A 24,501-nucleotide genomic window follows, 5' to 3' on the forward strand; every position below is an offset into this window, starting at 1 on the left:
ATGCAATCGGGATTTGTTAAGAGAATAAGAGACATCATGCGCATGGATGCAGGTATCAATGGTGATGCACAGAGAATTGAGCAGATGGTGTGGATGCTGTTTCTGAAGGTGTACGATGCAAAGGAAGACGACTGGGAAATCAATGAGGATAACTATACGTCTATCATTCCGGAAAACTGTAGGTGGCGTAACTGGGCAAAGGCAGATGAAAACGGTCATGCCATAACTGGAGATGTTTTGCTTGATTTTGTAAACAATACGCTGTTTCCGACACTAAAGGGACTCAGTATAACTTCGCAGACCCCTGTAAAGAAAGCAATAGTTAAGTCCACATTCGAGGACGCTAACAACTACATGAAGGACGGTGTTTACCTTCGGCAGGTTGTAGATGTGATAGACGAAATCGAATTTGACGACGTAAAGGAAAGCCACGCCTTCGGATTTGTGTATGAAGAAATCCTGAGAGATTTGCAGTCAGCAGGTTCTTCCGGTGAGTTTTACACTCCAAGAGCTGTTACAGACTTTATGGCTATGATGATCAAACCAAAGCTTGGAGAGTGCATGGCAGACTTCGCTTGTGGTACCGGTGGATTTATTACCTCTTGGCTTTCGCAGTTGTCAAAGCAGGTCACGAACACAGAAGAGCAAAAGCAACTTGACGACAGCATTTACGGTGTGGAGAAAAAGCCATTTCCGTACCTGCTTTGCGTTACGAATATGCTTTTGCATGACATTGAAGTTCCGAGGATTTATCACGACAACTCTCTGAGATACAATTTGCTTGACTATACAGAAAAGGATAAGTTTGATGTTATTCTTATGAATCCTCCTTACGGAGGACATGAAGACAAATCCATTCAGGGGTTCTTTCCAGATGATTTGGCTTCATCTGAAACGGCAGACCTTTTTATGTCTGTTATTATGTATCGTTTGAAGAAGAACGGCAGAGCTGCTGTTGTAGTTCCAGACGGATTCTTATTTGGACTTGATAATGCAAAGGTATCTATTAAGAAAAAGCTTCTTACAGAGTTTAACTTACATACCATCGTAAGACTTCCAGGCTCTGTATTTAGTCCTTATACATCTATTTCAACCAATCTACTGTTCTTTGATAATGAAAAGCCTTCAGGAAAAACTTGGTACTACAGAGTGGATATTCCATCAGACAGAAAGCACTTTTCAAAGACAAAACCTATGGAACTAAAGCACTTTGACAACTGTGTTGCATGGTGGAATGACAGAAAAGAAATTGTTCTCGAAGACGGCCCTAAAGCACAGAAATTTACTGCAGATTATCTCTTAAATGAGCAAAGCTGTAATCTTGATCTCTGTGGTTATCCTCATGAGGAAGAAGAAGTCCTTTCGCCTATGGAGACTATTCAGAACTATCAGGAGAAAAGAGCAAGCCTTAATGCGGAGATAGACCATGTACTTGCAGAACTTGAAGCTCTGCTTCCTGGAGGTGATAAGTAATGACCCCAGAACAGTTACGAGATAGCATTTTACAATATGCAATTCAAGGTAAACTTGTAGAACATAAAATTGAAGATGGAAATGCCAAAGATATTCTTCAAAAAATATCCGAACAAAAAAATATTCTAATCAAAAAAGGAGAAGCTAAAAAATCAAAGACACTTACGCCTATATCTGATGAAGAAATACTATTTGATATTCCAGAAAACTGGCAATGGACTAAACTCGGAGAAATTGCAAGCTTAATAACAAAAGGCACAACTCCACGAGGTGGTAATGTAGCTTATTTAGATAATGGAATTGGTTTTTTGAGAGCCGAAAATGTAGCTGGCTTAGATGTTATAGATAAAACCAATTTAAAATACATTAGTGAAGAAACACATAACGGATATTTAAAAAGATCAATAATAAAAGCAAACGATATTCTTATAACAATAGCGGGTACACTTGGAAGGACAAGTCTTGTTAGAGAAAAAGATTTGCCATTAAATGCAAATCAAGCAGTATCTATGGTTCGTTTAGTCGATATTTCATACATTGACTTAAAATACATTATTTATGTATTAAATTCTCCCGAGATACAAAAATATCTTACGCAACAGAAAAAAACTACAGCAATACCTAATTTAACTTTGGAAATTATTGAGAATTGCGTTTGTCCTTTACCTCCCCTCGAAGAACAGCACCATATTGTTGCAAAAATAGAAGAGCTTCTTCCATTTGTAGACCGATATGCAGAAGCTTATGAAAAGCTTGAGCAGTTCAATGTAAAGTTCCCGGAGGACATGAAGAAGTCTATTCTGCAGTATGCTATTCAGGGTAAGTTGGTAGAGCAAAGACCGGAAGAGGGCAGTGCAGAAGATCTTTATAATCAAATTCAAGAAGAAAAGCAGAAGCTCATCAAGGAAAGTAAGATAAAGAAAGATAAACCTCTTGCGAAGATTACAGAGGATGAAATACCTTTTGATATTCCAGATAATTGGAAGTGGGTAAGATTTGGAAATCTTGTTACTGTACAAAATGGATACGCATATAAATCAGAAGAAACAAATAAAAACGGAATTGGACTACCTGTAATCAAGAGTGGAAATTTAATGTCATTAAATGTTCAATTAAAAACAAGAAATGACTATGTTGAAAATCCATCTGAAAAAATGCTAAGCAGTAAAATTGTAAAAGGTGATATGCTAATGTGTCTTTCTTCACAATCAGATAATCCTGAACCTTTAGGAAAAACAGCAATTTATGAGTGGAGTACACCTGCGTTATTAAATCAGCGTGTTCTTAAAATAAGAACTTGTGTAGACAGCACAACATCTTACTTATATTATACTATTAACTCGGAATATTTTCATTATACTGTATCACATCAAGGTGGTGGTTCTGCACAAGCAAATCTAAAAATGGAACATGTATTAGGTATGCTTATTCCGCTTCCGCCTCTTGAAGAGCAACACCGTATTGTAGCTAAGATAGAAGAATTGCTTCCTTATTGTGATTAACTAATTGAAAAAAATTGTGATAAATAAATTTTGCAAAGGAATGTGGCAGATGTTTACCAAAGAAGATTTGGATATTATTGACCGGGAATATTTTGTAGTGTTGCATGAAGGAGCTGTGCATACCATACTCAAAAGCAGAATGACCGGACATATATGGGATATTGAAAACAGGGTACTCAATAGCGAGATCCGATCAATCGTGGTTCATCACAAGCACAAAAGCTCTATGCAGAATACAAAGACGAATACGTGGAGTTTGAGTTTTACGGAATTGACGAAAATATGGAGAATCAGTTTGATATAGGCTATGCAACAAGCAATCGATACGAATTTTTTGCCTGCTCTATGAAGGATTTCTACTGCCATCAGGACTATCTGAGAGAGCATTATCCGAATCTATATGTGTACTTTGTAAACCTTGTTAGTCAAAGTTCATTGTAAAATAAGCGAATATAAAAGACCTCTCAAATGCAGAGGTCTTTTGCCCTGATAAGAGAAAAACTTTCCTTTTGGGTGCATAAGACAGTTTTTGAAATTTCTTCTTATCAGGGACAGGCGAAAGCCTGTGGATCACGATATCACAAGAAAATGATGGACAAAATTTTATAAAATGGTAAGATAGGGAGAAGTGCCATGTTTTTTATGATGGGTATTACGGATGGCAGGAAGGATTTTGATTTTACACAGACGATTATCTGTAATCTGTGTGGAAAATATGGGAGATATCAGGTTTTTATGACCTATACGGTGCTTTCCCTGTTTTTGATCCCCTGCCTGAAATGGAATAAGCATTATTACGTGCAGACAAGCTGCTGCCATGCCCTGTATGAACTGGATCCGGAGATTGGAAAAGCAATTTCCCACGGGGAGCCTGTGGAAATACGGCAGGAACATCTGACCAGAGTAAACAGGGGAGGCTATGGCAGCTTTTATGGTGCGTATAAACATTGTCAGTGCTGTGGCTTTGAGACGGCAGAGGATTTTGAATATTGTCCCAAATGTGGAACGAGATTTTAATGGTGATAAAAGATGAAAGAGCGGTTGGACAGAAAACAGTTTTTATTATATGCCCTGAAGCTGGCATTTCCGATCATGATACAGAACCTGATCAGTACGCTGGTGAATTCAGCGGATACGATCATGCTTGGTTATGTGAGCCAGACAGCCATGGCGGCCTCGTCTCTGGCAAATCAGTATACCTTTGTGCTGTTCTGCTTTTATTATGGACTTGGGATAGGGACAAGCGTGCTCTGCGCCCAATACTTTGGAAAAGGAGACAAGCAGACAGTTGAAAGGATCATTGGACTGGCAGCCAGAGTGGCGATCCTGATCTCGCTTCTGTTTTTTGTGTTTTCTTTTTTTGCACCGGAAGCGATCATGAAGATATTTACTGACAGTCCACAGACCATAAAGGAAGGAGCAGCTTATCTGAAGGTGCTCTCCTTTTCCTTTGTGTTCATGGGATTCTCACAGGTTTTTGTGAGTGCCCTGCGCAGTGTAGGGAAGATCGTTTTTCCTTCTGCGCTGTATGTGGTTTCCCTGTTAGTCAATGTGCTGATGAATGCAGCCTTTATTTTCGGGCTGTTTGGACTGCCAAGACTGGGTGTTGTAGGAGTAGCGCTTGGCACGGTATCGGCAAGAGCAGTGGAAGTGATCCTGTGTTTTGTATATTCTGCAGCAGGTAAGGATATTAAATTCCGGCTGAAGAATCTGTTCAGGCGGTCAGGTGTTCTTTTTAAAGATTTTTTGAAGATAAGTGCACCGTCTGTGGTGAATGATCTGATGTGGGGAATGGCAGCCACGACCTGTACGGCGATCCTTGGACATATCGGAGATGATATGGTAGCGGCCAATGCAGTAGCTGTCATGGTGGTCAATATGGGTGCCATTGTCTGCCGTGGCTTTTCTAATGCCACAACGATCATTGTCAGTCAGACGCTTGGTGAAAACAGGATGGAGGATACGAAGGTATATGCGAAAAGAATACTGTGGCTTACTGTGATCGTAAGTCTTCTGGGCTGCTGCGTGATCCTGGCGATCCGTCCGTTTATGGTACAGTTTTATCGTGATAAGCTGACAGAGACAGCGATATATTATCTGGGGATCATTATGATCATGACCACCTGGAGACTGGTAGGGGAAGGCATTAATACCTGTCTGATCTGCGGGTGCTTTCGTGGCGGTGGTGATGCGAAGTTCGGCATGGTAGTGGATACGGTGTTTATGTGGGGAGTATCAGTACCACTGATGGCGATCGCTGCGTATGTGCTGAAGCTGCCGCCGGTATGGGTTTATTTTGTGATGACGCTGGATGAGTTTGAAAAGATGCCGGTGGTATTTGCTCATTATTTTAAATTCAAATGGATGAAAAACATTACCAGGGATCAGAAGGAGCTGGAAGGATGACTCTGCAGGTGCGGAATATGGCATTGACAGCGAGCCGGTAATCAGTGACAGTTCTGGCCTTGCGGATAGCCTTCAGGTACTTTTCAGCACCATCGAAGCTCTGACCGAAGAATGTCCAAAGATCTTTCATTTTGTATAATGTATTCATATCACCAGACATGATGGAAAGATATCCGTCCAGAATGGTATCGTGGAAGCTTTTCAGCGTGGAGGGATCCGTATTTTCCTGACGGAGAAGTGCAGGAAGAAGCGGATTTTTCAGAAGACCACGTCCGAGCATGATCGTTTTTATGCCGGGAAGTGTCTTAAGAGTCTTTTCCTGTGTGGCAGGAGAAATAATATCACCATTATAGCAAAGAGGGCAGGAAAGCATTTCTTCTGCTCTTTTGTATGCACTGAGGTGAGGCGTGCCGCCATAGCCCTCCTTCTGAAGTCTTGGATGGATGATCAGTTCTGCAATTGGGTATTTCTGATAAAGGGACAAAAGTGTTTCCCATTCAGACTCCTGTTCCATGCCGATCCTGGTCTTGATGGAAATAGACAGAGGACATCTGCTGAAGATTTCGTCAAGGAAGGCATCAAGCTCATCAGGACAGGAAAGGAAGCCGGCACCCCGCCCCTTGGCAACAACGGTTCCGGAAGGGCAGCCGAGGTTCAGATTGACAGTGTCATAGCCGTAAGAAGAAAGATCCTGGCACAGGGAAAGAAAATCCTCTGCTTTGTTTGTCAGGATCTGGGGAATGGTACACATCCCTCTGTTATGCTCCGGCAGAATATCGTTCTTTTCTCTGCTGCTCATATGACGGTTACAGAGAAAGGGTGTGAAGTATTTGTCAATACCGCCATAGTACTGATGAAAGGCATTGCGGAAAATGTAGGTGGTAAGTCCCTCCATGGGAGCCATGTAATAGTTCATAAAAGTGTTATCCTTAAGTAAGCTGTAGTTTGTACAGGGATCATTATAGTATGTTTTTGGTTGACAGGAAAGATATTCTGATGAAAAGAAGTAAGAAAAGAAAGCATGCGTGGTGTTGTGATATGCGTACCCTGATGGGAATATTGATACTCTGTCTGTTAAGCTTTACCGTGCCGGGAATACTGGAAAACAAAGAAGAGCAGCCAGCAGCTTATGGAAGCGAAGCCTATCTGCCAGATGAGGGAGGCTCGGAGAGTACCTGTATCGCAGATCCGGACAGTATTCCGGACTATTCAGGAGAAGACTATATCGTTCTGAATGGTGGAAGACCCAATTTTACGGAATGGGAGCTGAGCCATATTACCGGAGAGCATTACAGTGAGCTGGATGGACTTTCAAGGTGTGGCACAGCAGTCGCCATGCTGTCCAGGGACATGATGCCGACAGAAAAAAGAGGGGATATCGGAGAAATACGCCCTTCCGGATGGAAACAGAAGAAATACGAAGATCTGATCGATGAAAGTCCGCCCTATTTATATAATAGAAGCCACCTGATCGCCTATGCCCTGACCGGGCAGGAGGCCAATGAAAAGAATCTGATCACCGGAACCAGGTACCTGAATGCCACGACTATGCTGCCCTGGGAGGAAAGGGTCATGCGCTATCTGGATCGTACTGAGGGACATGTGCTTTACCGGGTGACTCCTTATTTTAAAGGAAGTGAGCTGGTGGCAAGAGGTGTGGAAATGGAAGCATATTCTGTGGAGGATCATGGGAAAGCGATCTGTTATCATGTTTTTCTTTATAATATACAGCCCGGCATCATTATCGATTATGCTACAGGGAAAAGTGCCGAAGAACAGGGAAAAAGCAGGGAAGAAATAGGGATAATTTCAGATAGAACAATAAGATAAAGTATGATAAAATATCTTCATATAAGAAGAAGGTCATAAGAGGAAACAGCTATGGGAAGTGTGATGAAGGTGCTGACAGGGATCCTGGGGGTATTAGCAGTGATCGCCTGCCTTGCAACAATAGGAATTATCGGTTATACAGTGATCGGTGGCAGTGGGAGCCAGAAGATGGCAGACAACGTGAAGCCGGACAGTACGCAGGAGGCGGATATTGCGGATGCGCCTTCCCTTGCACCGGTTCCGACGATCCTGCCGGATCAGACAGGCAGTACGGATCAGACACCGTCAGATCTTTCCGGCGATACAGAGAAGCACAGCCCTTCTGCCGCAGCAGATCATGTACATGATTATAAAGAGAGCGTGGAGAAGAAGGCTACCTGTTATCAGTCAGGCAGGCTGAAATATACCTGTGATATCTGCGGGGATGTTTATTACGTGGATAGCCCCTCTACTGGTCATGTGGCAGAGGACAGCTGGGAAACTGTGAGAAAGGCCACTGCAGATAAGGAAGGATTAAGAGTTAAGAAATGTATTTATTGTGATGAGGTGGTAGCACAGGAGGTTGTACCTTATAAAGGAGGCTCCGCATCGGCCGCATCCCATGTGCATGACTATATTGCTTCTGTAGAAAGAGAGCCTACCTGTGTGCTGGCAGGCCTCAGGAAATATACCTGCAGCTGCGGCAGCTTTTATACCGAGCCGATCCCGGCTATGGGACATATTGCAACAGACTGGAAAGTGGCAGAAGCAGCAACAGAGAAGCAGTCGGGAACTGAGCAGAGAACCTGTACTGTCTGTGGTGTGGTACTGGACACCAGGTCTATCCCGCCGGTAACACCAAGTGCATCGCCTTCGGCAACAGCTGCCGCAACGCCAAGTGCTTCAGCCGGGACAAGCGCATCCCCTGCGGCTACAGCTGTGGCAACGGCATCACCGAGTGCAACAGCATCACCAAGCGCCACACCACATGTGCATAATTACACCTCCTATGTATTACAGGAGGCCAACTGTACACAGCCGGGGATCCGGTCATATGTATGCAGCTGCGGCAGTACCTATGCAGAACAGATCCCGGTTGATCCGAATAAACACAATTACAGATCCGTTGTGATCCCGCCTACAGCCACAAGCGCCGGTTATACGCTGTACCGCTGTACCAGATGCAATGACACTTATATGGATGATTACACACAGCCTACTGGTCAATAGGTAGTCTAATCCCTCCGTATCCCGCATATAAATAGGGGTACAGGAGGGATTTGTTATGTATACAGAAAAAAGCGTCAGGGAACTGGAAAAGCTGTTTACGACCAGTCTGCAGGATGGACTTAAAGAGGATGTGGCAAAGGCACGTCTTCTTGAAAATGGAGAAAACAGGATTTTAGAAGGAAAAAGGAAACCGGTTCTGCAGCTCTTTTTTGAGCAGCTGTGCGATCCTCTGATCTATATCCTGATGGCGGCTATTGTGGTGTCGCTGTTTCTGAAGGAAGCGGGAGATGCCTGTATCATTGGGGCAGTGATCCTTTTGAATGCGTGTATGGGTGTGATCCAGGAGGGAAAAGCCAGGAGGGCTATTGAAGCGCTGAAAAAGCTGACAAGCCCAAAAGCGATTGTTGTCCGGGACGGCAGGGAGCAGGAGATCGACAGTGCATTTCTGGTGCCGGGGGATATTGTCCTGCTTGACAGTGGAAGACAGGTGCCGGCAGATATCCGGCTGACAGAGACGGTAAATCTGAGGATAGAAGAAGCGGCACTGACGGGAGAATCCCTTCCTTCAGAAAAAAATGGCACGGCTCTGACAGAAAAGGTGAAAAATCCGGGAGACCGGAAGAATATGGCTTATATGACCACTATGGTAACCTGCGGGAGGGGCAGGGGAGTGGTGACTGCTACCGGTATGGATACAGAGATCGGCAGGATCGCAGGCCTTATTGAGGAGAAGGGGGCAGAGCTGACACCCTTGCAGAAACGGCTTTCCGATCTTGGAAAGATACTCAGTATCGGGGCGGTGATGCTCTGTCTCCTTTTGTTTCTGGTGGCGGTTGTACAGAAGCGGAATATCGGGGAAATGCTCCTGACTGCGATCTCACTGGCAGTAGCAGCAGTGCCGGAGGGACTGCCTGCGATCGTGACGATCGTGATGGCACTCAGCGTTTCCAGGATGGTAAAGGCAGGAACCATTATCAGGAAGCTTCCTTCGGTGGAAACACTGGGGGCGGTGAACGTGGTCTGCTCGGACAAGACAGGAACACTGACGCAGAACCGGATGACGGTAAAGAAGTGCTATCTGGATGGCAGGATCGTGGATGCAGGTGATGTTACCGGAAAGGGACATGAATATTTCCTGGAAAGCTGTGTTCTGTGCAATGATGCTGACCTTGAAGAGCGGATCGGAGATCCTACAGAGATTTCCCTTCTTGCCTATGCAGATGGGTATGGATACGACAGAAAAGCTTATGGGCAGAAGTACAGAAGAGTGGCGGAGAGAGCCTTTGATTCTGAGAGAAAGCGCATGACTACAGTACAGGAGCGGGAAGGGAGCCTTGTGGCATACTGCAAGGGGGCAGCAGATGGGATCCTCCTGCGGTGCAGCAGGCAGTACCGCAATGGAAGGGAACTTCCCTTTTCTGAACGGGAGAAGAAGGAGGTCATGAAGGCTGCGGAGAAAATGGCGGGTGAGGCTCTGCGGGTGCTGGCCTTTGCCATGAAGACAGAGGGGAAAACCGGCTCACAGAAGGAGCTGCTCTCTGAGGAGAACCTCACATTTCTTGGACTTACCGGTATGATCGATCCACCAAGAGAAGGTGTCAGGGAGGCAGTTCAGAGCTTCCGGCGGGCTGGTGTTAATACTGTGATGATCACAGGAGATCATGTGGATACCGCACTTGCCATTGCAAGGGAGCTGTCGATTGCAGATGTAAGGAGCCAGTGCATGACAGGGGATGAGATCGCAGCTCTTTCTGAAGGAGAATGGGAGGACAGGGTGGAAGAGATCCGCGTGTTTGCACGGGTATCACCAGAGCATAAGGTAAGGATCGTGGAAGCCCTGCGGAAAAAGGGCAGGATCGTGGCCATGACAGGAGATGGCATTAATGATGCACCATCCCTGAAAGCGGCGGATGTAGGGATCGCCATGGGAAAGGAAGGAACGGATGTTGCCAGAAATGCAGCAGACATGGTGCTGACGGATGACAATTTCACAACCATAGAGAAGGCCATGCGGGAGGGACGTGGAATCTATGAAAATATCAGGAAAACGATCCTGTTCCTTTTATCCTCCAATTTCGGGGAGATCATGACCATGCTGGCAGCAGTCCTTGCGGGATTTCTGCCGCCTTTAAAGGCAAGCCATATTCTCTGGGTCAATCTGATCACGGATTCGCTGCCGGCGCTTGCCCTTGGAGCAGATGAAAATGATACAGAAGAGCTGATGGGACAGCCGCCAAGGAAAAGCAGGGAAAGCCTGTTTGCACAGGGAGGACTTTCCTGTATGCTCTGCTATGGGGTTGTGATCGGAAGTATCAGCCTGCTGGCATTTCTGACGGTGCCATACCGGGAGCTTCTTGTAAGGGGACTGCCGGTGAGCATTGATAATATAAGAAAGATGCTTATGGTAACCAGTGTGCTGAATAAAGCACAGACTCATGCATTTACAGTTCTTGGCATGAGTCAGCTGATGCATGCCATCGGTATGAGGGACGTGAATAAATCCCTGTTTAGGATGAATCACCGGAACAATCCCTATATGTTGGTATCCTTTGTGGTTGGCATCCTTTTGCAGGTGATGGTGACGGAAATTCCGTACTTTGTGGAGCTGTTTGGCACAAGCCGTCTTACCCTGGAGGAATGGGGGCTTCTGCTTCTGTTGTCATCCATGCCGCTTGTGGTGCATGAACTGCTGGTGCTTTCTGCAAGGCTGTCAGGAGTACAGGAATTTCAAAAGCCTGGACAGGGCAAGAAAGAGAAAGAACAGGGCCGGGAGAAGAGAGAGTATGCATGAATGCTTCCTGAGAAGCCGTCTGCTTAAGGAGAGTCCGAGGATCAGGGACAAAAGGTGGATCGCGGAGGAAAGCAGCAGTATGACAGGGAGCGGAGGAAGATTAAGCTGATAACCGGCGCCTGCGGTAAGACTGTCAAGAGACAGGACAAGGGAGAGCAGGAAGGCTTCCTTCACAGAAAGGACAGAGGGCTTTGCATAGTTAATCCTGCGGGAAAGGGAATCGGTGGTAAGAGCTCCGGCCAGTGCTTTTTTCTGTCCGCATCTGCCGCGGCTCCTGAAGGACAGGGCATCATAGCCCTTATAAAGAGAAAGACAGAAAAAGATCAGAAAGGAAAGAAGAAGGACTGCTTTTTCCGGAAAATGCACTGAGAGAAAAACGGAGAAAAAAACAGAAAGGGTAAACATGAGACCGGAAACGAGGGCCAGAATAAGCTTTGAGGGAGCAGGGATCCTGACACCGGAGCTGCCATAGGATAGCCCTGCAGTAAAGGTGTCTGCAGAAAGCGCAATGCAGAAAAGAAGAAAGGTCAGAAAAGACGAAAGCATTGGAAGTGTCCTTATAAGGTTTGCTATATTATATTCAGATATGGTATACTTTGTTATATTGTGAAGGAATTTGTAGCTTAGGAACAGATTGGAGGAAATGGCATGAGGCTGATGTTTATTGGGGCAGATCATGAGGTTACAGGGAGCTGTCATTATCTTTATGCATGTGGGAAGCATATCTTGGTGGATTACGGTATGGAGCAGGGCGTTAATGTGTTTGAAAATGCACCGCTTCCTGTGGCAGAGTCCGTGATTGATTATGTACTTCTGACCCATGCACATATTGACCATTCCGGTATGCTGCCACAGCTTTCGGCGAGAGGATTTCACGGACAGATCCTGACAACAGAGGCAACTGCGGATCTTTGCAGCATCATGCTGCGCGACAGTGCGCACATCCAGATGCAGGAGGCGGACTGGAAGAACCGTAAGGCAAAGAGGAATGCCAGGCAGGAGCCCTATGAACCGCCATATACAATGGAGGATGCCCAGAATGCGATCAACAGGCTTGTGCCTTGTCCCTATGGAAAGAAGATGCCTCTCTGCGATGGGATCGAGATACGGTTTACGGATGTGGGACACCTTCTTGGTTCAGCCAGTATCGAGGTATGGATCACTGAAGAGGGGGTCACGAAAAAGATCGTCTTTTCCGGGGATATCGGAAATAAAAACCAGCCATTGATCAAGGATCCGCAGAAGACGCAGGAAGCAGATTATGTTGTCATGGAATCCACCTATGGTGACAGGCTGCATCCGGGAGAACGTCCTGATTATATAAGGGAACTGACCGGGATACTGAAGGAAACCTTTGATAAAGGCGGTAATGTGGTGATTCCTTCCTTTGCTGTCGGAAGAACCCAGGAGATGCTGTACTTTATCAGAAAAATAAAAGAAAACAGACTGGTGGAAGGGCATGAGGACTTCCCGGTTTATGTGGACAGTCCTCTGGCGGTAGAGGCTACCGGTATTTTTCATCAGAATGAAGCAGACTGCTTTGATGAGGAGGCCATGGAGCTGGTAAAGAAAGGGATCAATCCTATTTCTTTTTCAGGCCTCCGGCTTTCCATTACCAGTGAGGAGTCCAAGGCTATCAACTTTGACAGTACACCAAAGGTTATCATCTCAGCTTCCGGTATGTGCGATGCAGGCCGTATCCGTCATCATCTGAAGCATAATCTGTGGAGAGAGGACAGTACGATCCTGTTTGTCGGCTATCAGGCAGTGGGTACGCTTGGCAGAAGTCTTGTGGAGGGCATTGATGAAGTAAAGCTGTTTGGGGAACCTATTGCGGTACGGGCAGGTATCCGATCCCTTACGGGATTGTCCGGACACGCAGATAAAAACGGATTGATCGACTGGCTGCAGGGCTTTACGGAGAAGCCGGAGCGTGTATTTGTGGTTCATGGTGAGGACAGCGTATGTATGTCCTTTACGGAATGTCTGAAAAAGGAGTACGGATATCAGGCCTATGCTCCTTACAGCGGAACGGAATTTGATCTGCTGACCGGCGAATTTGTCTATGAGGCAGAGCCGGTGGCACTGAAGAAAAAAGCAAAGGCGGTATCCGATGTGTTTGCAAGACTTGTGGCAGCAGGCCAGAGACTTCTTTCTGTCATCCAGAAGTGTGAGGGAAGGCCGAATAAAGAGCTTGGCAAGTTCGCGGACCAGATCAATTCCCTTTGTGATAAATGGGAGAACTGAAAGGAAAATCGTGTATTATGAGTATGGCAGATAAGATATTTGTGGATATGTGCAGGGATATTCTGGAGAATGGCACCAGCACAGAGGGGGAAAAGGTAAGACCTCACTGGGAAGATGGGACACCGGCCTATACCATCAAGAAATTCGGGGTGGTAAACAGGTATGACCTTTCAAAGGAATTTCCCCTGATCACATTAAGGAGGACCGCGCTGAAAAGCGCAACGGATGAGATGCTCTGGATCTGGCAGCAGAAATCCAACAATATCCACGATCTTCACAGCCACATCTGGGATGAATGGGCCGATGAGAACGGTTCCATCGGTAAGGCCTATGGCTATCAGCTTGGTGTGAAGCATCAATATAAGGAAGGCATGATGGATCAGGTGGACAGGGTGATCTATGATCTGAAGAACAATCCGTTCAGCCGCCGGATCCTGACCAATATTTATGTGCATGAGGATCTTCATGAGATGAACCTGTATCCCTGTGCATACAGCATGACCTTCAATGTGACCCAGAAGAAGGGAGAGGATAAGCTGACACTGAATGCGATCCTGAACCAGAGATCCCAGGATGTGCTGGCGGCCAATAACTGGAATGTAGTCCAGTACGCAGTGCTTGTCCATATGCTGGCACAGGTATGTGATATGAATGCAGGGGAGCTTGTGCATGTGATCGCAGATGCCCATATTTATGACAGACATATTCCGGTCATAAAGGAGCTGATAGCAAGAGAACAGTACCCGGCGCCCACCTTTCATCTGAATCCGGAGATCAGGGATTTCTATAAATTTACGAGAAATGATGTCAGCGTGGAAAATTATGTGACGGGAGAGCAGATCACAAATATACCGATCGCTATTTAAAAACAGAAAGAAAATGAGGATAAATACATGAATGTAATTGCAGCGGTAGATGAAAACTGGGCCATTGGAAACAGGAATGAGCTCCTTGTGAGGATTCCGGCAGATCATAAATTTTTCCGGGAGGAAACGACAGGAAAGGTCGTGATCCTTGGGCGGAAGACACTGCAGACATTTCCGGGGGGACTGCCGCTTAAGAACAGGGAGAATCTGATTCTGTCCGGAAATGAGAATTTCAAGGTGAAGGATGCAGAGGTGTTCAACAGTATCGAAGAGCTTCTCGAAAGACTGAAGGACTACGACACAGAGGATGTATATGTGATCGGCGGGGAGAGTGTTTACAGACAGCTTCTGCCTTACTGTGATACCGCACATATCACAAAGATAGACCGTGCCTATGAGGCAGATGCCTTTTTCCCAAATCTGGAGGAGGATCCGGAGTGGGAGCTGACTGGTGAGAGTGATGAGCAGGTGTATTTCGATATCACCTATCATTTTCAGAAGTATGAACGCAGAAAATAGGGAAAACCAAAGAACTATTGACTTTTTTTAGGAAAAGGATAATAATAAAAAAAATTCAATATGGTTCTACACAGGAGAGGAGCGTAACAGTATGGAAAAGAAAAATATTGATTGGGCCAATCTTGGCTTTGGTTATCTACAGACAGATTACAGATTCGTTTCCAACTATAAGAATGGTGCATGGGATGAGGGAACCCTCACAACCGATGCTAATATAGTCCTTAATGAATGTGCAGGTGTTCTACAGTATGCACAGACTGTATTTGAAGGTTTGAAGGCATATACTACTAAGGATGGTAAGATCGTAACTTTCCGTCCCGACTTAAACGGTGAGAGACTGGAGCAGAGTGCAGCTCGTCTTGAGATGCCCATTTATCCTAAGGACAAGTTCGTTGAAGCAGTTAAGAAGACTGTTAAGGCGAATGAAGCCTTCGTGCCTCCTTATGGAAGTGGTGCTACCTTATATATCCGTCCCTATATGTTTGGCAGCAACCCTGTTATCGGTGTAAAGCCTGCTGATGAATACCAGTTCAGGATCCTGACCACACCGGTTGGTCCTTATTTCAAGGGCGGCGCTAAGCCGATCACCATCCGTGTCAGTGATTTCGACAGGGCAGCACCGCACGGAACAGGCCATATCAAGGCTGGTCTGAACTATGCAATGAGCCTTCATGCGATCGTAGATGCTCATAAGCAGGGCTATGATGAGAACGTATATCTGGATGCAGCTACCAGAACCAGGATCGAGGAGACAGGTGGGGCAAATCTTCTGTTCATTACAAAGGATGGCAAGGTAGTAACTCCCAAGTCAGACAGTATCCTGCCTTCTATCACACGTCGTTCACTGATCCAGGTTGCAAAAGAATACCTTGGACTGGAAGCAGAGGAGAGACCGGTATATCTTGATGAGATCGGAGAGTTCGCTGAGTGTGGACTTTGCGGAACAGCAGCAGTTATCTCACCGGTTGGCAAGATCGTAGATCATGGCAGGGAGATCTGCTATGGCACAGAGATGGGACCGATCACCAGGAAGCTGTATGATACATTAACAGGTATCCAGATGGGAACCATCAAGGCTCCTGAAGGATGGATCTGTGAGATTGATTAAGTAAAATAAAGAATACAAGTGATCTATGAGGCATTCAGATTTTAAGATCTGGGTGCCTTTTTCTCTTTTCAAACAGAGATCTGTTGTGTATAATAAAAGAAGGATGCGAAAATTTACGAAAGTTTCTCAATGGAGGTTTCTTATGAGAAAAGGGAAAAAAGAAAAGAAAGTTATATTTTTCAGGAGGATGAGTTTTCGGATGATCCTGGCATTTCTGGTGCCGGTTGCATTTATCCTGGTGCTTGGGGCATCCTCTTATCAGAAGGCATCTGCGCAGATCATAGAAAGCTATGAGAAATCCACACTGGGGACAATGGAGATGATGAACAGTTATTTTGCCCTTTCAGTAGATATGGTGCAGAGTACCTATAAGGATTATCTGACAGATGAAACACTGGTGAAATATTATAAAGGGGTATTAAATATGGATTCGTCCTATGCCTATATCCCAAGGCAGTTTCAGGATACACTGGATCATGAGGTGGTTGCAAACAGTCTGATCACAAATATTTATTTCCTGTCGGACGAGCATACGTCGATCACAACAACCCAGACGAAGGAACCTGGTCTTTACTCTGCTTATATCGCAACTTCTGAAGGGGAACAGGTAGCCGGGGATCAGTACCATTATTTTTTATTTGGAAACAGGTGTGACCTGGATGAAAAGCTGAAGACAGACAGCAGCAAATATGGTGTGAGACTTGCCAAATACTTTGTGAATACCAGGACAGTCATGCTTGTGGATATTAGTAAGGAGGTAGTAGAAAGCACACTGTCTTCGTTAGAGGGAGGAGAAGGCAGTATTGTAGGACTTGTGACGGGTGATGGCACAGAATATCTTTCTTCAGCATCACAGAAGCCGGAAGAGGGAACTGTGTTTGTGGGAAAGGATTACTTTGAAAATATCAGGTCAATGGAAGGGGAGGAAGCCCTCGAAGGAGCCTTTTATGTAGAAGAGGATAAGTATCTCTTCCTCTACACCGCGGTGGAGGGAAGAAATGCTTATATCTGTGCACTTATCCCCAAAGAAACCATTGTGGGACAGACGCGGGAGATCCAGAAGCTGTCTGTAGTCCTGACAGTTGCAGCCTGCATCGTAGCAGTACTGATGGGATTTCTTCTGGCAGGTGGCTATGGAAGGGCGATCAGAGATGTCCTGAGGAAATTAAAGAAGGTTTCCGGAGGAGATCTGACGGTAGAGATAACGACAGGAAGAAAAGATGAGTTCGGACTGCTTGCAGAAGGGGTTTCCCATATGGTAGGTCATATGAAGAAGCTGGTAACAGGTCTTAAGGATGTAGATGGGGAGATTGCAGGAGCTTCTGAAAAGATGATCAGCGCCTCCGGAAGCTTTCTGGAGACTTCAAGAGGGATCCAGGGTGAAATCGGGGAGATCAATCAGGGAGTTGCAAGGCTGGATGAAGAAGCAGCACTCTGCCAGGATCAGATGGATTCTCTTTCTGGACGTATCAGCATGGTTGGGGAGAATACCACACAGATCAGTGATCTTGCCAGAGAGGCAGAGGGTGGAATAGAAACAGGACGCAGTTCTGTTAATCATCTGAAGGAGAGCGCAGGATCCACAACCAGAATTACAGAAAAGATCATAGGAACGATAGAGAAGCTGTCCGGTCAGTCCAAGTCGATCTATAAGATCATAGAAACGATCAATGAGATCGCTGAACAGACAAATCTTCTGAGCTTAAATGCATCCATTGAAGCGGCCAGAGCCGGAGAAGCAGGTAAAGGCTTCTCAGTGGTGGCACAGGAGATCAGAAAGCTGGCAGACGAATCCGTACATTCCGCAGAAGAAATTGCAGGGATCGTATCAGAGATCGAGAGAAGCAGTCAGGAGGCAGCAGAGGTTGCGAGACAGGCAGAGAGCGTTGTGGAGGATCAGCAGAAGGCGGTAGAGCTGACTACGGAATCCTTTGACAGGATTGGAAAACAGGTTGAGGGTCTTCTGGGAGCATTGTCTGTGATCAATGAAAATGTAAAAAGCATGGAAGAAGGAAGAAATGCAACACTGGCTTCAATTTCGGCGATCAGTGCGATATCTGCACAGACAGCGGCAGGCTCCGTTAATGTAGCTCATTCAGCAGAAAGACAGCTTGCCTCTGTAGAACAGCTGGATGTGGCTGTAGAAGCATTGGAAGAAAAGGCAAATGAACTGAACCAGATTCTGCAAGAATTTGCTGTATAACTGCAGATTATGACAAATATAATGAATATTGATTTTACTTATAACAAAGAATCCTGTATAATCATAAAGTAAAGAGCTCAGAGTAAACAGAAATCCGCGGATGCGGTTTTCTACATGAAAGTGAGGATATTTTTATGGTAAAAGCAGTTGTAGGTGCTAACTGGGGTGATGAAGGCAAGGGCAAGATCACAGATATGCTTGCAGCACAGGCAGATATTATTGTCCGTTTTCAGGGTGGAGCAAATGCAGGACATACGATCGTAAATGATTACGGTAAATTTGCATTGCATACGCTTCCATCAGGTGTTTTTTACGGACATACGACCAGCGTGATCGGTAATGGTGTGGCACTGAACATCCCGATCCTGATAAACGAGATCAAGTCTATTACAGACAGGAATGTTCCGATGCCGAAGATTGTAGTTTCTGACAGGGCACAGATGGTAATGCCTTACCATATTTTATTTGACCAGTATGAAGAGGAGAGGCTTGGCAAGAAGTCCTTTGGCTCCACCAAATCAGGTATCGCTCCTTTTTATTCTGATAAATATGCAAAGATCGGTTTTCAGGTCAGTGAGCTGTTTGATGAGGCGCTGCTGAAGGACAAGGTGGTAAGAATCTGTGAACAGAAGAACGTTATCTTAAAGCATCTTTATCACAAGCCGGCTCTGCAACCGGAAGAGCTGCTTGCTACCCTGCATGAATATAAAGAAATGATCGAGCCCTATGTATGTGATGTATCTGTATTCCTTGATAAGGCACTGAAGGAAGGAAAGACCATCCTTTTAGAGGGACAGCTTGGTACACTGAAGGATCCTGACCATGGTATTTATCCTATGGTTACTTCATCCTCTACACTGGCAGCTTATGGTGCGATCGGTGCGGGAATCCCGCCGTATGAGATCAGACAGATCGTTACGGTATGCAAGGCATATTCTTCTGCAGTCGGAGCAGGCGCGTTTGTGTCCGAGATCTTCGGGGATGAGGCAGATGAGCTGAGAAGACGTGGCGGTGATGGCGGTGAATTCGGTGCTACTACAGGTCGTCCGAGACGTATGGGCTGGTTTGACTGTGTGGCTTCCAAGTATGGCTGCAGACTGCAGGGAGCAACAGATGTGGCATTTACCGTACTGGATGCACTTGGCTATCTGGATGAGATCCCGGTTTGTGTTGGCTATGATATCGATGGAGAGGTTACAACAGACTTCCCTGTTACCTATAAGCTTGAGAAGGCAAAGCCGGTACTGAAGAAGCTCCCAGGATGGAAATGTGATATCAGGGGAATTAAGAAATATGAGGATCTTCCGGAGAACTGCAGAAGGTATGTTGAGTTCGTAGAAGAGCAGATCGGATATCCGATCACTATGGTCAGCAATGGACCCGGCAGAGAGGATATTATTTACAGAGAAAGTCCTCTGCAGAAATAAAGATCAGAACGTGAAGGTGCACTGCAGATCCGGTATAAGGATCTGCAGTGCATTTTTTGAATAAGGACAGAGAGATGCAAAAAAAGAATTACCAGAAAATGCTGGATGAAATTCTGGCAGATAAAGAGAATTACGGAAAGAAGCTGCTGCTTCACAGCTGCTGTGCACCCTGCAGCAGTTACGTGCTGGAGTATCTGAGGGGATTCTTCAGGATCACAGTTTTTTATTATAATCCCAATATTACAGAGGAGCCGGAGTACCATAAGCGGGTAGAGGAGCAGAAGCGTCTGATCAGGGAATGGAACCGGAGGGAGGATGTGGGAAAGGAAGCTTTTTCTATTGAGATCATAGAAGGGGATTATGAGAGAGAGCTTTATTTTGAAAGAATAAAAGGACTGGAAGCCTGCAGAGAGGGAGGAGAGCGCTGCTTTGCCTGCTTTCTGCTCAGACTTGAAAAAACAGCGGCACTTGGAAAAGAAGAGGGAGCAGATTATTTCACAACAACGCTGACCATCAGCCCTTTGAAAAATGCACAGAAGATCAATGAGATCGGGGAGCAGCTTGCAAAGGAATATGGGATTTCCTTTTTGCCTTCCGATTTTAAAAAGAAAAACGGATACAAGCGGTCAGTAGAGCTGTCGGAAGAATACGGACTGTACAGGCAGGATTACTGTGGATGTATTTTTTCAAGGATGGAACGGGAAGAAAAAAAGCGTTCTTGTGAAAAAGCGTAAAGAATGCTAATATAAAAACAGTATGAACCGGAGGCATGGAAATGCGGACGGGAGAAAGGCATGGGATTAAGATAATGAAGAAATTTCTGGATCTGATATCGGAGGAGATCATGCAGGCATTTGAGGATGCCGGCTATGACAGAGAGCTTGGAAGGGTAACTCTTTCAAACCGCCCCGATCTTTGTGAATATCAGTGTAATGGAGCAATGGCAGGTGCCAAGAAGTATAAGAAGGCACCGGTCATGATCGCCGGGGATGTGGCAGCGAAAGCGGAAGGCAGTGAGCTGCTTGCAGAGGTGGCGGCCGTAGCTCCCGGGTTTTTAAATATCAAGGTGAAGGAATCCGCTGTTAGTGATTATCTGAAGAAAATGGCAGAAAGTGAAAGGTTTGGCCTGGAGCCCCCGGCAAAGAAGGAAAAGATCGTAATGGATTATGGCGGACCTAATGTTGCGAAGCCGCTTCATGTGGGACATCTTCGTTCAGCTGTCATCGGAGAAAGTATCAAGAGAATTGCCAGATATGCCGGTCACGAGGTGATCAGTGATATCCATCTTGGTGACTGGGGTCTGCAGATGGGGCTGATCATTACAGAACTGAAGGAACGGAAACCGGAGCTTGTTTATTTTGATGAAAATTATACGGGAGAATATCCTGAAGAAGCACCTTTTACAATTTCAGAGCTGGAGGAGATCTATCCGACAGCAAGTGGTAAATCCAAAGAGGATCCGGCCTACAAGGAAAAGGCCATGGAGGCAACCTACAGGCTGCAGAATGGAGTGAGAGGATACAGGGCACTCTGGGAGCATATCATAAAAGTGTCTGTCACTGACCTTAAGAGAAATTATCAGAACCTGAATGTGGAATTTGATCTCTGGAAAGGTGAATCTGATGTCCATACCGTGATTCCGGGTATGGTGGAATACATGAAAAAAGAAGGCTATGCACATATGAGCGAGGGTGCGCTTGTCGTGGATGTCAAAGAAGACACCGATACCAAAGAGATCCCGCCCTGTATGATCCTGAAATCAGATGGTGCATCTCTTTATAATACGACAGACCTTGCTACCATTATGGAAAGAATGGAAAAGCTCCATCCGGATGAGATCATTTATGTGGTAGACAAAAGACAGGATCTTTATTTTGAACAGGTATTCCGCTGCGCAAGAAAGACAAAGCTGGTAGATAAGGATACGAAGCTGAAGTTCCTTGGTTTTGGAACTATGAATGGCAAGGATGGCAAGCCCTTTAAGACAAGAGAGGGTGGTGTCATGCGTCTGGAAACACTGATCTCTGAGATTAATGAAGAGATGTACAGGAAGATCACAGACAACAGGGAAGTGCCGGAGGCAGAGGCGAGGGAAACAGCGAAGGTAGTAGCTCTTTCAGCAATCAAGTATGGTGATCTTTCCAATCAGGCTTCCAAGGATTATATCTTTGATATTGACAAGTTTACCTCCTTCGAGGGAGACACAGGTCCCTACATCCTTTATACGATCGTCAGGATCAAATCTATTCTGAATAAGTATAAGGAGCAGGGCGGGAGACTGGAAAATGCGGTTCTGCAGGAGGCAGTCAGCGAATCAGAGAAGGCGCTGATGCTGCAGATCACAAGGTTTAGCGCGATGATGGAAAATGCCTTTGAGGAGACAGCACCTCATAAGGTGTGTGCTTATATCTATGAGCTGGCCAATGATTTCAACAGATTTTATCATGAAACAAAGATCCTCTCAGAAGAGGATGAAAAAAAGAAGGCAGGCTTTATCGCACTCCTTGTTCTGACAAGAGATATTCTGGAAACCTGTATCGATGTACTTGGCTTCTCAGCACCGGAGAGAATGTAGGTGACATCTGAGGGAGGAAACAGAAGGTACATTCCATGTATAAGTCAGTTACAGATAAATTTTCCGCACGGAAGACTTTTATAGTCTTCCGTTGCAGGGAGAGAAGAACCATTCCAGAATAAGAAAATTTGAAATGAGGAATTTGCAGCTTGCCGGTTTACAGAAAAAGGAGATAATGCTATAATATAGCAAGTGCAGGAGAAGTCAGACGATTGTGAAGCACTGGCATATGAGTTTTTAAATATTTTATATTCCGCAGATATAGTTCATCGGTAGAACACCAGCTTCCCAAGCTGGGGAGGCGGGTTCGATTCCCGTTATCTGCTCTTCCTTTTTAGATGCGGAAGCCTGTAAAATCAAGGCTTCCGCTATTTCTTTTAATAATTCCCAAGGGGTACACTGGGGTACACCCCTTGAATCAGTTGAAAATCTCGTTGATTTTCATTGTCGTAATAAGTCCGAGTCTGGAAGGACGTTTATAATGATCTGTTGTGCTTGGACAGGCGTGACCAGCAGTGTACTGAATTCCTGCCTGATCAACTCCTGCTTCGTACATTTTCGTTACAGCCTAGAATCTCATTTTGTGTGGAATTCTATAGGTAATATCAGCTTCGCCACAGAACTTATGCATGCCTGTAAACGGGACTTTCTGAAACAGGATTTAAACCATTGGTAAAGCTGAAAACAAAGAAATCTTCATTGGCATTCGTTTGTAATTCGTATTCCCTACGAAACAAATCTTCGGCTGTTTTTGAAAGAGGAATGTAACGATTACACTTTTTCCTTTTCCCCTTTGTATGATTTTCAAAGTCTACATCAGACCACTTTATGGATCGTACTTCACCAAGACGGAGTGGCATGCAGAACAAAATCACGAACATTCTTGCAATCACGTCCTCTGGATGGTTCAAAACCACTTTCAAAAGTTTTTTACGTTCCTCATCCGAGTAAATTTCTTCATAATTATCCTCATCACGGAAATTTAGATCCTTTAAGTTTACCTGTCTGGAAACATTGTTGCTGATTTCATGAGTTGTCATGGAACTGCTCTCATGAAGTACATGAAAGCTGCAAAGCAGATGGGGTAGATCTGGATAGAAAGATTAACTGTTCGTAGCGGATGCTATCGAGAACTATGGAGAAAAAGAAAGAGGGCTCAGTGCGAGCCCTCTTTATCAATCCTCATAGTGTCCACGGCAGGAAATAATCCACAAAAATCCATTTTCATCAATGCTATAGACGAGTCTGTTTACATCATCAATTCTTCGGCTCCACGCTTTTCTGTGACGAAGCGGTTCCGGTTTACCGATTCCTGCACTAAGGCCATCCCGTTCAATGGATTTAACGAGATCATTGATTCGTTTTAATGTTTTTTGTCTTGCGTCTGCCAGTATAGGTAGTCATCCCAAGCTCGGTCGGCCCAAAGTTTTTTCATTCGTCTACCTCAATAAGCTCATGTTCCTGACCTTTACCGGCCTCCAGCTGTGCAATACCGCGGTCAATCATTGCAAGATATTCATTGTTTCTTGCAGCTTTTTCCAGTCTGTTATATTCATCTAGGCTCATTAAAACGATATTCTTTTCATTTTTTCGAGTAACGATAATAGTTTCGTGTTGGTCGGAAGCCTTGTCGCAGTAATCTTTAAGGTTATTTCTGATCGTAGAGTAGTTTACGGCAACCATGTGTTACTCCTTTCTTACTGAACAATATGCTGTACAAGTTCTTGTACAATTATAATACTATATTATTATGCCACTGTCAACCGATGTGATTCATGAATCGTATAAAAATCATGGAATAAGAGGTGCATCCCTTACAAAAGAAATTAAACATAGAGGTTATAAACAGGGTTGGGTAAAAGAAAAGCTGGATTCTGAAAAAACAAAGGAGGGAATTGTAGCACTAAATAGAGAAAACGTTAAAGTAAAAATGCAGGAAGAAAAATGCCGGAAGAACATACCGATGACAAAGAGTTGTTATAAGGAGTTTAATGAGTTTTTAAAGGGTAAGAAGAATGCATATATTTATTCCACAGCAGCTTTGCACTTGTTTGTGAAGATGTACAAGGAAAATCGGGTGGATATCGAAATTGATCCCTGTTAAGAAAGGATCTGATTTTATGGCTGGTGTGTTGTTTCAAAAAATGGAATTATCCGCTTTTTGAATTTGACCAGGATTTTCACTATTGCTCTGGCGAGGTGTGCCATACTCCCAAGGAACTGTTCAATCTCGTAGCTGATGATTACCGGACTTATGTGGAGATTGAACTGACCAAAGGCAGACGGGAGTTGACGGAAGATGATGAGAGAGAAGCGGATGCCCTGTGCAAACGGCATCTGGAGCG

Annotated in this window: 20 protein-coding genes, 1 tRNA gene and 2 pseudogenes; 19 read left to right on the forward strand and 4 right to left on the reverse strand. The window is 45.1% G+C overall.

Annotated elements, in window-relative coordinates:
* The 4 genes from WJQ40_RS05025 (at position 1) to WJQ40_RS05040 (ending at position 5,381) form a co-directional block, all read left to right on the forward strand.
* Positions 1 to 1,473 carry a class I SAM-dependent DNA methyltransferase gene (locus tag WJQ40_RS05025; RefSeq protein WP_337538323.1) on the forward strand — a complete coding sequence of 491 codons (1,473 nt, stop codon included), beginning with the start codon at positions 1 to 3 and terminating at the stop codon, positions 1,471 to 1,473.
* Positions 1,473 to 2,975, forward strand: coding sequence for a restriction endonuclease subunit S (locus tag WJQ40_RS05030; protein WP_337538274.1), 1,503 nt, complete (start codon positions 1,473 to 1,475; stop codon positions 2,973 to 2,975). Before WJQ40_RS05025 ends, WJQ40_RS05030 begins: the two co-directional genes overlap by 1 nt.
* A 633-nt stretch (positions 2,976 to 3,608) precedes the next feature.
* Positions 3,609 to 3,992 carry a zinc ribbon domain-containing protein gene (locus tag WJQ40_RS05035; RefSeq protein WP_337405560.1) on the forward strand — a complete coding sequence of 128 codons (384 nt, stop codon included), beginning with the start codon at positions 3,609 to 3,611 and terminating at the stop codon, positions 3,990 to 3,992.
* Between the two features lie 12 nt (positions 3,993 to 4,004).
* Entirely contained in the window at positions 4,005 to 5,381 is a 1,377-nt protein-coding gene (locus WJQ40_RS05040) for an MATE family efflux transporter (RefSeq protein ID WP_262575100.1), read from the forward strand.
* Here the strand turns inward: WJQ40_RS05040 and WJQ40_RS05045 are convergent.
* Entirely contained in the window at positions 5,350 to 6,297 is a 948-nt protein-coding gene (locus WJQ40_RS05045; RefSeq protein ID WP_262575099.1) for a tRNA-dihydrouridine synthase family protein, read from the reverse strand. The two genes, WJQ40_RS05040 and WJQ40_RS05045, sit on opposite strands and share 32 nt — an antisense overlap.
* Positions 6,298 to 6,377: 80 nt before the next feature.
* Between WJQ40_RS05045 and WJQ40_RS05050 the strand changes: the two genes are divergently transcribed.
* The 13 genes from WJQ40_RS05050 to WJQ40_RS05110 all read left to right on the forward strand — a co-directional run bounded on the left by WJQ40_RS05050 (position 6,378) and on the right by WJQ40_RS05110 (position 22,482).
* Positions 6,378 to 7,211 carry a DNA/RNA non-specific endonuclease gene (locus WJQ40_RS05050; RefSeq protein ID WP_337538279.1) on the forward strand — a complete coding sequence of 278 codons (834 nt, stop codon included), beginning with the start codon at positions 6,378 to 6,380 and terminating at the stop codon, positions 7,209 to 7,211.
* A 51-nt stretch (positions 7,212 to 7,262) separates the two neighbouring features.
* A complete protein-coding gene (locus WJQ40_RS05055; protein ID WP_337538283.1) occupies positions 7,263 to 8,420 on the forward strand; it encodes a hypothetical protein in 1,158 nt (385 codons plus the stop codon).
* A 55-nt stretch (positions 8,421 to 8,475) separates the two neighbouring features.
* Positions 8,476 to 11,211 carry a cation-translocating P-type ATPase gene (locus WJQ40_RS05060; RefSeq protein ID WP_337538286.1) on the forward strand — a complete coding sequence of 912 codons (2,736 nt, stop codon included), beginning with the start codon at positions 8,476 to 8,478 and terminating at the stop codon, positions 11,209 to 11,211.
* A gap of 54 nt (positions 11,212 to 11,265) precedes the next feature.
* Positions 11,266 to 11,580: a hypothetical protein gene (locus WJQ40_RS05065; protein WP_337538289.1), complete on the forward strand. Its 315-nt coding sequence runs from the start codon at positions 11,266 to 11,268 to the stop codon at positions 11,578 to 11,580.
* Between the two features lie 279 nt (positions 11,581 to 11,859).
* A complete protein-coding gene (locus WJQ40_RS05070) occupies positions 11,860 to 13,458 on the forward strand; it encodes an MBL fold metallo-hydrolase (RefSeq protein WP_337538291.1) in 1,599 nt (532 codons plus the stop codon).
* A 17-nt stretch (positions 13,459 to 13,475) separates the two neighbouring features.
* On the forward strand, positions 13,476 to 14,324 hold the full coding sequence (gene thyA, locus WJQ40_RS05075; RefSeq protein ID WP_337538295.1) for a thymidylate synthase: 849 nt from the start codon (positions 13,476 to 13,478) through the stop codon (positions 14,322 to 14,324).
* Between the two features lie 27 nt (positions 14,325 to 14,351).
* The gene (locus WJQ40_RS05080; protein WP_262575089.1) at positions 14,352 to 14,843 is read left to right on the forward strand and encodes a dihydrofolate reductase; all 492 of its coding nucleotides are present in this window, start codon (positions 14,352 to 14,354) and stop codon (positions 14,841 to 14,843) included.
* A gap of 58 nt (positions 14,844 to 14,901) precedes the next feature.
* Entirely contained in the window at positions 14,902 to 15,951 is a 1,050-nt protein-coding gene (locus tag WJQ40_RS05085) for a branched-chain amino acid aminotransferase (RefSeq protein ID WP_262575197.1), read from the forward strand.
* A 199-nt stretch (positions 15,952 to 16,150) separates the two neighbouring features.
* Positions 16,151 to 18,154, forward strand: coding sequence for a methyl-accepting chemotaxis protein (locus WJQ40_RS05090; RefSeq protein ID WP_337538301.1), 2,004 nt, complete (start codon positions 16,151 to 16,153; stop codon positions 18,152 to 18,154).
* Positions 18,155 to 18,288: 134 nt separating this feature from the next.
* Positions 18,289 to 19,581, forward strand: coding sequence for an adenylosuccinate synthase (locus tag WJQ40_RS05095; RefSeq protein ID WP_337538304.1), 1,293 nt, complete (start codon positions 18,289 to 18,291; stop codon positions 19,579 to 19,581).
* 74 nt (positions 19,582 to 19,655) lie between these two features.
* Positions 19,656 to 20,315 carry an epoxyqueuosine reductase QueH gene (locus tag WJQ40_RS05100; protein ID WP_262575086.1) on the forward strand — a complete coding sequence of 220 codons (660 nt, stop codon included), beginning with the start codon at positions 19,656 to 19,658 and terminating at the stop codon, positions 20,313 to 20,315.
* A gap of 74 nt (positions 20,316 to 20,389) precedes the next feature.
* Entirely contained in the window at positions 20,390 to 22,156 is a 1,767-nt protein-coding gene (gene argS / locus WJQ40_RS05105) for an arginine--tRNA ligase (protein WP_337538327.1), read from the forward strand.
* 255 nt (positions 22,157 to 22,411) lie between these two features.
* Positions 22,412 to 22,482: transfer RNA gene (locus WJQ40_RS05110), tRNA-Gly, on the forward strand.
* A 297-nt stretch (positions 22,483 to 22,779) separates the two neighbouring features.
* Here the strand turns inward: WJQ40_RS05110 and WJQ40_RS05115 are convergent.
* From WJQ40_RS05115 to WJQ40_RS05125, 3 genes and pseudogenes are all read right to left on the reverse strand, one after another.
* The gene (locus WJQ40_RS05115) at positions 22,780 to 23,196 is read right to left on the reverse strand and encodes a hypothetical protein (RefSeq protein ID WP_337538310.1); all 417 of its coding nucleotides are present in this window, start codon (positions 23,194 to 23,196) and stop codon (positions 22,780 to 22,782) included.
* A 135-nt stretch (positions 23,197 to 23,331) separates the two neighbouring features.
* Positions 23,332 to 23,591, reverse strand: a pseudogene (locus tag WJQ40_RS05120) (Txe/YoeB family addiction module toxin).
* The gene (locus WJQ40_RS05125) at positions 23,588 to 23,839 is read right to left on the reverse strand and encodes a type II toxin-antitoxin system prevent-host-death family antitoxin (RefSeq protein ID WP_337538313.1); all 252 of its coding nucleotides are present in this window, start codon (positions 23,837 to 23,839) and stop codon (positions 23,588 to 23,590) included. The pseudogene WJQ40_RS05120 and the gene WJQ40_RS05125 overlap by 4 nt, the downstream one beginning before the upstream one ends.
* A 67-nt stretch (positions 23,840 to 23,906) precedes the next feature.
* Here WJQ40_RS05125 and WJQ40_RS05130 point away from each other — a divergent pair, with 67 nt between their 5' ends.
* Positions 23,907 to 24,260 (forward strand): hypothetical protein, encoded by a 354-nt coding sequence (locus WJQ40_RS05130; protein ID WP_337538317.1) that lies wholly within the window; start codon positions 23,907 to 23,909, stop codon positions 24,258 to 24,260.
* Positions 24,261 to 24,319: 59 nt separating this feature from the next.
* Positions 24,320 to 24,501: pseudogene (locus WJQ40_RS05135) on the forward strand (hypothetical protein); the annotation flags it as partial.

This window comes from Suilimivivens sp., assembly GCF_037359455.1.
Lineage (GTDB): Bacteria > Bacillota > Clostridia > Lachnospirales > Lachnospiraceae > Suilimivivens > Suilimivivens aceti.